At 65.3% G+C, this 8,071-nt stretch carries 10 protein-coding genes; 6 read left to right on the forward strand and 4 right to left on the reverse strand.

Going from position 1 to position 8,071, the window contains the following annotated elements:
• The 6 genes from C2I19_RS16715 to C2I19_RS16740 all read left to right on the forward strand — a co-directional run.
• Positions 1-816, forward strand: an 816-nt coding sequence (locus C2I19_RS16715) for a hydrogenase large subunit (protein ID WP_439647049.1), incomplete at its 5' end; no start/stop codon positions are given.
• Positions 817-825: 9 nt separating this feature from the next.
• A complete protein-coding gene (locus C2I19_RS16720) occupies positions 826-1,362 on the forward strand; it encodes a formate hydrogenlyase complex iron-sulfur subunit (RefSeq protein ID WP_103903795.1) in 537 nt (178 codons plus the stop codon).
• A 50-nt stretch (positions 1,363-1,412) separates the two neighbouring features.
• Positions 1,413-2,159, forward strand: a complete 747-nt coding sequence (locus C2I19_RS16725; RefSeq protein WP_233201240.1) for an NADH-quinone oxidoreductase subunit B family protein — start codon at positions 1,413-1,415, stop codon at positions 2,157-2,159.
• Complete coding sequence (gene hycH, locus C2I19_RS16730) at positions 2,156-2,566, forward strand: formate hydrogenlyase maturation protein HycH (RefSeq protein ID WP_103903797.1); 411 nt, start codon at positions 2,156-2,158, stop codon at positions 2,564-2,566. The genes C2I19_RS16725 and hycH overlap by 4 nt, the downstream gene beginning before the upstream one ends.
• Positions 2,556-3,035: a hydrogenase maturation peptidase HycI gene (gene hycI, locus C2I19_RS16735; RefSeq protein WP_103903798.1), complete on the forward strand. Its 480-nt coding sequence runs from the start codon at positions 2,556-2,558 to the stop codon at positions 3,033-3,035. Before hycH ends, hycI begins: the two co-directional genes overlap by 11 nt.
• Positions 3,036-3,126: 91 nt before the next feature.
• Positions 3,127-4,761, forward strand: coding sequence for a sigma 54-interacting transcriptional regulator (locus tag C2I19_RS16740; protein ID WP_103903799.1), 1,635 nt, complete (start codon positions 3,127-3,129; stop codon positions 4,759-4,761).
• A gap of 141 nt (positions 4,762-4,902) precedes the next feature.
• Here the strand turns inward: C2I19_RS16740 and yfcF are convergent, their stop codons facing one another.
• The 4 genes from yfcF to cysM all read right to left on the reverse strand — a co-directional run bounded on the left by yfcF (position 4,903) and on the right by cysM (position 7,481).
• Entirely contained in the window at positions 4,903-5,511 is a 609-nt protein-coding gene (gene yfcF, locus C2I19_RS16745; RefSeq protein WP_103903800.1) for a glutathione transferase, read from the reverse strand.
• 79 nt (positions 5,512-5,590) lie between these two features.
• Positions 5,591-6,262 (reverse strand): HAD family hydrolase, encoded by a 672-nt coding sequence (locus C2I19_RS16750; RefSeq protein WP_103903801.1) that lies wholly within the window; start codon positions 6,260-6,262, stop codon positions 5,591-5,593.
• Positions 6,263-6,327: 65 nt separating this feature from the next.
• A complete protein-coding gene (locus C2I19_RS16755) occupies positions 6,328-6,594 on the reverse strand; it encodes a TfoX/Sxy family protein (RefSeq protein ID WP_103903802.1) in 267 nt (88 codons plus the stop codon).
• Positions 6,595-6,596: 2 nt separating this feature from the next.
• Entirely contained in the window at positions 6,597-7,481 is an 885-nt protein-coding gene (cysM, locus tag C2I19_RS16760) for a cysteine synthase CysM (RefSeq protein WP_103903803.1), read from the reverse strand.
• Between the last annotated feature and the right edge of the window lie 590 nt (positions 7,482-8,071).

Consider the following 8,071-nt stretch of genomic DNA (forward strand, 5'->3'; position numbering starts at 1 on the left):
ACCGGCTTCATGCAGTTTTTCCGCGTCCGCGAAAAAGCCATGACCATGGCTGAGCTGCTCACCGGCGCGCGCAAAACCTACGGCATGAACCTGATAGGCGGCGTACGCCGCGACATCCTGAAAGAAGAACGCCAGCGCACGCTGAAGTTGGTGATCGAACTGCGCGAAGAAAGCACGCGGCTGGTCGACATGCTGCTGTCCACGCCCAATCTGCGCCAGCGCACCAGCGGCGTCGGCATGCTGGACCGCAAGGTGGCGCGCGATTTCAGCCCGGTGGGCCCCTTGCTGCGCGCCAGCGGCTACCGCCGCGACATCCGCGCCGACCACCCGTACGGCGCCTATGGCAGCCTGCCCTTCGAGCTGCACAGCGAAGACAGCTGCGACGTGCTGGGGCGGGTGTTGATCCGCGCCCGCGAGTTCTTCAACTCGCTGGACATCATCCAATACGCGCTGGAAAACCTGCCGGCCGGGCCGGTGCTGCTGGAAGGCTTCGCCTATCAGCCGCATAAATTCGCGCTGGGCTTCGCCGAAGCGCCGCGCGGCGAGGACATCCATTGGGCGATGACCGGCGACAACCAGAAGCTCTACCGCTGGCGCTGCCGCGCGCCCACCTACGCCAACTGGCCGCCGCTGCGCTACATGCTGCGCGGCAACACCGTGTCCGACGCGCCGCTGATCGTGGCCAGCATCGACCCTTGCTACTCCTGCACCGACCGCGTGACGCTGGTCGACGTGAAGAAGAAAAAGTCCACCACCGTGCCGTACAAGGAAATCGAACGCTATGGCCGCGAGCGCAAACATTCGCCGCTCAAATAGGAAAACGCCATGTTCAAGCTATTCAAGATCATAGCCAAGGCGGGCGAACCGACGACGAAATACCCGTTCGCTCCGTTTCCGGTCAGCCCCGGCTTTCGCGGCAAGCCGGAGCTGAACGCCCGCCAATGCATCGCCTGCGCCGCCTGCACCCAGTCCTGCCCAGCCGGCGCGCTGACGATGCAAACCGACAGCCGTGCCGGGCGGCGCGAATGGGCGCTGAACCTGGGCCGCTGCATCTTCTGCGGCCGCTGCGAGGAAGTCTGCCCCACCCGCGCCATCCAGCTGACCCAGGAGTTCGAGCTGGCAGTGGCCTGCAAGGACGACCTGATCCAGCGCGCCAGCTTCCGGCTGGAAAACTGCGCTTGCTGCGGCAAGCCGTTCGCGCCGCTCAAAGAGGTGCATCACGTGATGGACCTGCTGCGCCAGAGCGGCCTCAATCTGGACGAGCATCTGCGCGAACTGTACGCCGCCTGCCCCGAATGCAAACGCAAGCGGACCATAGAACGCGACGCGCTGACGCGCAGCCCCCAGGAGGAGCGAGCATGATTCCCATCCAAGCCGACGCCGGCCTGATCATCCCGCGCGACGAATACGGCATGCCCAAACCGCTGACCGAAAGCGAAGGCATCGCCCACCTGAAACAGAAGCTGCTGAAGGACATCCAGCGCTCCGCCTATGTCTACCGCGTGGACTGTGGCGGCTGCAACGGCTGCGAGATCGAGATCTTCGCCGCCATCACCCCAGTGTTCGACGCCGAACGCTTCGGCATCAAGGTGGTGGCCTCGCCGCGCCACGCCGACATCCTGCTGTTCACCGGCGCCGTCACCCGCGCCATGCGCATGCCGGCGCTGCGCGCCTGGCAGGCCGCGCCGGACCCCAAGATATCGGTCTCCTACGGCGCCTGCGGCTGCAGCGGCGGCATCTTCCACGACCTTTACTGCGTATGGGGCGGCAGCGACAAAATCGTGCCGGTGGATGTCTACATCCCGGGCTGCCCGCCCACGCCGGCGGCCACCATTTACGGCTTCGCCATGGCCCTGGGCCTGCTGCAGCAGAAGCTGCATGCCAGCCATCAGATCGAAGGCGAATGCGACCGCGCCCTGCTGCCGCACCCGCGCATACCGCTGGATACGCGGGTGCGCATCGAGCGCGAGGCGCGGCGGCTGGCCGGCTACCGCAGCGGCCGCCTCCTGGCCGATCAATTCATGGACCTGGCCAGCCAGGCCGATGGCCTGACACTGGACGAGCGTGTCAAACGCCATCTGTCGGCGACAGCCGACCCGCGCGAGAACGAAATCTTCACCCGTCTATGGGATATCAGCATGGCAGGAGGCGCGCGATGAACCGCATCGTGTTTCACGCGCTGGGCCGCAAATTCCTGCAGCGCGAAGAGGACATGCCTGCCGACGACGGCGCGCGACAGGTGATCTACCAGACGCTGGCGCTGGGCCACCACATCGGCGTGATCGACTGCCTGCAAACCTTGCTCAGCTGTCCGGAAGACGGCTACGCGGCATGGCTGGCCACGCTGCCCGAAGGCGAGGCGCGGCGCAAGCTGGCCGGCGTCCTGCGCTTCGGCGAAATCATGATAGACGCCAGCCACGCCGCGCTGCTGGCCCTATCGCTGGCCCGCGGCCGCGACGCGATGAGCGAAGAACAACGCGGCTGGAGCGACGCGCTGATGCGCGAGCTGGCGGCGATGGACGCCGAGCCGGCGCTTTACCTGATGGTGAAACGACATGAAGACTGACGCGCCCGATCTGATCCTGGCCGTGGGCAACAGCATGATGGGCGACGACGGCGCCGGCCCCATGCTGGCCGATCTGATGAAACAGAAACCCCTTGCCGGCTGGGAGGTGGAAGACGGCGGCAGCGCGCCGGAAAACGCCGCCCACCGCATCGCCGCGCGCGCGCCGCGCCGCGTGGTGCTGGTGGACGCCGCCGACATGGGCTTGGCCCCCGGCGAAATCCGCCGCGTGCCGCCGGAGGCGCTGGCCGAGATGTTCATCATGAGCACCCACGACCTGCCTTTGAGCTTCTTGATGGAAAGGCTAGCCCAAACGGCGCAGCAAGTGGAATTCGTCGGCATTCAGCCCGATCTGGTGGCGTTTTACTGTCCGATGACCGAACCAGTGCGCCAGGCGGTGGACACACTCTACGCCGCGCTGCGCGATGATCCGGCGCTGGACAGTCTGCCCTGGCTGTCTGACCAAGATTAAACCCGCTGCGATTAGACAGCCCGCATGCTATCGGCAGCATCGGACGGCCGGTAAAATTGATTCCGCACATCCGCCCGTCACCAAGCCGACCATGCCGATACTCGCGCCCCACACTTGCGGCCAGGACGCGCCGCCGCCTCTCGACCCAGCCGCCGCGCTGCGCGCCGACCGCGACCAGCTGCAAATCCTGGTGGACGTCACCAACGCGGTACTGTCCACGCTGCAGCTGGAAGAACTGGCGGAAAAAGCGGCGCAGGCGCTGCAGCTGGCCTTCGGCGTCAGCTTCGTCGGCCTCAATTTGCATGGCGAGAACGACAGCGAACTGCAAGTGCATGACATCTACCTGGAACGCGAAGGCCGCGAGCGTTGCCGCCACACTTGCTATCCGCGCGACAGACTGCCGGCGCGCGAGGCCATGCTGGGCCATCAGCTGCTGCTGGCCAGCGAGCCGACGCTGGAGCAGATGGCCGCCGTCCACCCGCGCTTCGCCGAAGTGATGCGCGCCGGCTGCCGCTCGCTGTGCGTGTTGCCGCTGTGCGGCGCCACCGGCACCGTGGGCGCGCTGCTGCTGGCCTACCCCGGCGACAGCAGCTATTTCCGCGCCGTGCTGCCGCTGCTGCAACAGGTGGCGGCGCGGCTGACGCTGGGCCTCGCCAACGCCCAGTCCTACCAGGAAATTTCCCGCCTCAAAGATCAACTGGCGACCGAAAACCTGCAGCTCGCCAGCGAAATCCAGCATTACCGCAATTTTGACGAAATCATAGGCCAGAGCGCGGCCATGTCCGCCGTGCTGGAGCAGGTGGAAATCGTCGCCGCCAGCGATTGCTCGGTGCTGATCCTGGGCGAAACCGGCACCGGCAAGGAACTGATCGCCCGCGCCATCCACGCCCACAGCCCGCGCGCCGGCAAGCGCATGGTCAATATGAACTGCGCCGCCATTCCCGCCGGCCTGCTGGAGAGCGAGTTGTTCGGCCATGAAAAAGGCGCCTTCACCGGCGCCGCCGCCCAGCGCATGGGCCGTTTCGAGCTGGCCGACCAGGGCACGCTGTTTCTGGACGAGGTGGGCGACATTCCGCTGGAATTGCAGCCCAAACTATTGCGCGTGCTGCAGGAACGCGAGGTGGAGCGGCTCGGCGGGCAGAAGATCATCCCGGTGGACGTGCGCGTGATCTCGGCCACCAGTTGCGACCTGATGGGCATGATCGCCGACAAGCGTTACCGCAGCGACCTCTACTACCGGCTCAACGTTTTCCCCGTCGTCTTGCCGCCGCTCCGGGAGCGGCCGGACGACATCCCGCTACTGGCGCAGTTCTTCACCCAGAAATTCTCGCGGAGGATGAGCCGCGGCATCGAAAGCATCCCAGCCGACACCTTGCAGCGGCTGCAAGGCCACGATTGGCCGGGCAATGTGCGCGAGCTGCAAAACGTGATCGAGCGCGCGGTCATCCTCACCCGCGGCCCGGTGCTCAAGCTGCCGCAAACGGATCTTGCCTACCACCAGGTGCCGCCCTGCCCGCCGCCCGCGGCCCCGTCGCGGCGGGAAACGCCGCTGTTCGACGCCAGCGAGCCGGAAAAGGAGCGCATCCTCAGGGTGCTGCAGGAATGCAACGGCATCGTCGCCGGCCCGCGCGGCGCGGCGGCCAAGCTGGGGCTGAAGCGCACCACCCTGCTGTCGCGGATGCAGCGGCTGGGCATCAGCAGCCGTCCCGTCGAAACCGAAGCGTAGGGCGGAAGCCCCTGCGGGGCGTTCCGCCATTGACCTCGATAGATGCGCGCGGGCAAGGCCTATGGCCTATCCGCCCTACGCCATTGATCGCGGACATGCGCCGGGTACACGGCGGATCGCCCCGCCAGCGGGGCATCCACCCTACCGCTGCTGCGTGCGCCAGGCGGCGAACGAGGGGCGCTGCCACTGGCGCTCGGCGTATTCCGCCAGCCGAGCCGGCAACTCCTCCCGCGCCAGCCGCTTGAGCAGCAAGGCCAGCTCGGTGTCGATCACGCTCCACTCGCCAAACAGATGGCCGCCGTCTGCCGGCACCACCGCCTCTGCCACCGCGATCAGCTTGTCCGCCGCCTGGCGCGCCGCCTCACCCAAGGGCTGGATGGGTTTCAGGCCGTACACCACCTCAGTGCTGCGCTCCTGGCGCAGCGGCATCAGGTCGCTGCGTAGCCAAGCTTGCAGCTGCCGTGCGCGCGCGCGTTGCTGCACATTGCCCGGCAAGACGCGCGCGGTTTCGGGATAAGCTTCTTCCAGATATTCGATGATGGCCGACGATTCGCTGAGATGAAAATCGCCGTCCGCCAGCATGGGCACGCGGGCGGTCAGCGATTGCTGGCGATAGGCTGGCTCGAACTGCTCGCCGCCGTCCAGATCGCGGGTAAGCAACTCGAAAGGCAGGCCTTTTTCGGTCAAAGACACGAAAGCCGCCAGCGCGTAGGGGCTGAGAAAGGTTTGATCGACATAAAGCTTCAGCATGACGGTTCAGTTCCCGATGAAAAATGCCATGCTAGGGGCAATATGCCAGCCGGGCAAGCGCGCCGCGGCGAACGGATTGTCAATCAATGCGCAACGATGCCCGCACGGCAGCGGCATCGGAAAAATCAGCATGGCAATGCGCCGCGCCCGCATCTTTCAGCGCCGCGATGCGGTCGCCGATGCCAACAAACTCGAAACCGAGTTCGCAAGACGCCCGCCAGTCCCACAAGCCATCGCCCAGATAGACCACCCGCTCGAAACGATCCTGCCCGGTCACCGCCAACGCTTGCGAGCAGGCATGGCGCATGATGTCGGTGCGGTGCTCGCCATCCTCGCTGCAGCTCATGGCGATGGCGGACGCGTCGATGTCGCTGGCTTCCAATTTGAACATCGCTTCTTCGCGCCAACAGCCGGTGGCGATGGCCACGGCGATATCGCGCTGTCCCATCAGGCTGCGCAGGAAAGCGGCCGCTCCGGAAATCGCGATGAATTCGCTTGGGCTGGATCGCCGCCGCTCATGCAAGCGCCGCATCATGGCGCGCTTCACCATGGCCGCCCGCGAAGCATCCGCCCCCATGCGCAGCAAGACCTCCTCGGTCACCCCATCCGAGGTGATGCGGGCATAGCCATGCCAGTCGGTGTCATGGAAGGGCGCGCCGACCACTTCGGAAACCGCCTCGGCGAAAACTTCTTGATCGTATTGATAGGAACGCGTCAGCGTGCCGTCTATGTCGAACATCAGCAATTGCATGCCGCGCCTCCAGAATCAGGAAAGCGGGAAAGATAGCAACAGCGCCGAGAAATGACAAATGCAAATTAAAGCCTGCGCCGTTTATCATCCAGCGCCAGCAACAAACGCATTCTGTCCTCGCGGGCGACGGCTCGCCAGTCGCGGTCCGTCAATGCGCCTTCCAGCGCCCATAGCAGATTGAGGCTGGCGCCGGTCTGGGCTTCGCAAACACGGGCATAGGCTTCGACTGCGCCCAAGGTTCGCAACTGATCTACCGTGGCAATGCCGACGGCCGCCAGCATGCGTGCGGACTTCGGCCCCAAGCCGCGCAAGGAGGCGATGGGGCCATTCATGCTCAAGCGAACAAACCAGTGGACAAGTAGCGGTCGCCGCGGTCGCACACCACCGACACGATCACTGCGTCCGTCAGCTGCGCATCCAGACGCAGCGCCACCGCCAGCGCGCCGCCGGACGACGGCCCGGCCAGGATGCCCTCGCGCCGCGCCAGCAGCCGGGCGGTGTCTTCCGCCTCTTGCTGGCCGACATGCAGAATCTCGTCTATGCGATCGAAGTCGCAGATCTTGGGCACATACGGCTCTTCCCATTTGCGGATGCCGGCGATCTGGCTGCCCGGCTCCGGATGCACGCCGACGATGCGGATGGCCGGATTTTTTTCCTTCAGGAAACAGCCGGTGCCCATGATGGTGCCGGTGGTGCCCATGCTGGACACGAAGTGGGTGATCTTGCCGCCGGTCTGTTCCCAGATTTCCGGACCGGTGGTTTCGTAGTGGGCCAGCGGATTGTCCGGGTTGGAGAACTGGTCCAGGATGCGGCCCTCGCCGGCCGCCTCCATGCTGCGCGCCAGGTCGATGGCGGCCGGCATCGAACCCGCCGCCGGGGTCAGGATCACCTCGGCGCCGTAGGCGCGCATGGCCTGCACCCGCTCGGCGCTGGAATTTTCCGGCATGATCAGCACCATGCGGTAACCCATCATGGCCGCCGCCATCGCCAGCGCGATGCCGGTATTGCCGCTGGTGGGTTCGATCAGCGTGTCGCCCGGCTGGATGTCGCCGCGCTGCTCAGCGCGGCGGATCATCGACAAGGCCGGCCTGTCCTTGACCGAGCCAGCCGGATTATTGCCTTCCAACTTCAGCAACACCACATTGCCATTGTCCGAAGGCAAACGCTTCAGACGGACCAGCGGCGTGCCGCCGACGAAATCTTCCAGATGTTTGTACACAAAGGTTCTCCCTGAACTGGCCCCATTATATCGATTGGCTATCAGAGAATACGAAATCGTTATTTCTAATCTAATAACTGGCGGTAAGGCCATGCGTCGAATCATCAGATCAAGACTTGACGTCGCCCCCTCTCCCCGACCCTCTCCCGCGAGGGGAGAGGGAGAATGTCGTCAGAGCGGGAATGGGTTGCCAGAGTGAGAGCGTCTTGCCGGCTAGACAGGCAGCCTCAGGTCCGCGGCCTAGCTGCAAAGCCCCTCTCCCCTGGCGGGAGAGGAGGCAGTTCGTAGCGCAGGCGGGCTGCCAGGCCATGCCTGCGAGGGGAGAGGGAGAATATCGTCAGAGCGGGAATGGTTTGCCAGGGTGAGAGCGTCTTGCCGAATAGACAGGCAGCCTCAGGTCCGCGGCCTAGCTGCAAAGCCCCTCTCCCCTGGCGGGAGAGGAGGCAGTTCGTAGCGCGGGCGGGCTGTCAGGCCATGCCCGCGAGGAGAGTGGGAGAATATCGCCGGAGCGGGAATGGGTTGCCAGGGTGAGAGCGTCTTGCCGGATAGACAGACAGCCTCAGGTCCGCGGCCTAGCTGAAAAGCCCCTC

The organism is Chromobacterium alticapitis (assembly GCF_002924365.1).
Taxonomy (GTDB): domain Bacteria; phylum Pseudomonadota; class Gammaproteobacteria; order Burkholderiales; family Chromobacteriaceae; genus Chromobacterium; species Chromobacterium alticapitis.

What these genes read in the sequence shown, in the direction of transcription:
- C2I19_RS16720 (WP_103903795.1), top strand. Translation starts at nt 826, where the DNA reads ATGTTCAAGCTATTCAAGATCATAGCCAAGGCGGGCGAACCGACGACG.
- hycI (WP_103903798.1), top strand. Translation starts at nt 2,556, where the DNA reads ATGAAGACTGACGCGCCCGATCTGATCCTGGCCGTGGGCAACAGCATG.
- yfcF (WP_103903800.1), bottom strand. Translation starts at nt 5,511, where the DNA reads ATGCTGAAGCTTTATGTCGATCAAACCTTTCTCAGCCCCTACGCGCTG.
- C2I19_RS16725 (WP_233201240.1), top strand. Translation starts at nt 1,413, where the DNA reads ATGCCCAAACCGCTGACCGAAAGCGAAGGCATCGCCCACCTGAAACAG.
- hycH (WP_103903797.1), top strand. Translation starts at nt 2,156, where the DNA reads ATGAACCGCATCGTGTTTCACGCGCTGGGCCGCAAATTCCTGCAGCGC.
- C2I19_RS16755 (WP_103903802.1), bottom strand. Translation starts at nt 6,594, where the DNA reads ATGAATGGCCCCATCGCCTCCTTGCGCGGCTTGGGGCCGAAGTCCGCA.
- C2I19_RS16740 (WP_103903799.1), top strand. Translation starts at nt 3,127, where the DNA reads ATGCCGATACTCGCGCCCCACACTTGCGGCCAGGACGCGCCGCCGCCT.
- C2I19_RS16750 (WP_103903801.1), bottom strand. Translation starts at nt 6,262, where the DNA reads ATGCAATTGCTGATGTTCGACATAGACGGCACGCTGACGCGTTCCTAT.